The sequence below is a fragment of the Campylobacter concisus genome, assembly GCF_002913545.1.
In the GTDB taxonomy this organism is placed as follows: domain Bacteria; phylum Campylobacterota; class Campylobacteria; order Campylobacterales; family Campylobacteraceae; genus Campylobacter_A; species Campylobacter_A concisus_AV.
Genome location: NZ_PPBR01000054.1, coordinates 1 through 620, shown reverse-complemented (window position 1 = coordinate 620; position 620 = coordinate 1). Strand labels below are relative to the sequence as shown.

Annotated in this window: 1 pseudogene; it reads left to right on the top strand. The window is 47.4% G+C overall.

Annotation, left to right across the window (positions count from 1 at the left end):
- Positions 1-620 (top strand): annotated as a pseudogene (locus CYP05_RS03605) (transketolase); the annotation flags it as partial.

Sequence of the window (620 nt, the reverse complement as noted above, 5' to 3'; positions counted from 1 at the left end):
ATAATTTAAGACTAGACAACCTTGTGCTCATCTACGATTCAAACAATATCCGATCGAGGGCGACACAGCGATAGCAGTTAGCGGGGACGTCAAGGATAGTTTTGAGGCGCAGGGCTGGGAGGTCGCACGCATCGACGGACATGACTTCAACCAGATCGAATTTGCGTTAGAGCAAGCTAGCGAGAAAGAGTCGCCATATCTAATCATCGCAAACACGCACATAGCACGCGGCGCAATGGAGCTTGAGGGCAGCCACCACAGCCACGGCGCGCCACTTGGCGAGGAGATCATCAAAAAGGCAAAGGCCGCAGCTGGCTTTGACCCTGAGAAGAAATTTGCCATTGATGAAGACGTGCTTTTAAGATTTAGAGGCGCAGTAGAAAAGGGCGATCTTGAAGAGGCTATGTGGAACAAAAAAGTTGAGGCATTAAGTGCTGAAGGCAAAAATTTACTAAATTCCCTTCTTAATCCAGACTTTAGCAAGCTCGAATTCCCAGACTTTAGCGACAAAAAGCTAGCCACAAGAGACACAAACCATGTCATTTTAAATGAGATAGCTAAAAAACTCCCTGGCTTTATCGGCGGTAGCGCAGATCTTGCTCCTTCAAACAAGACTGAGC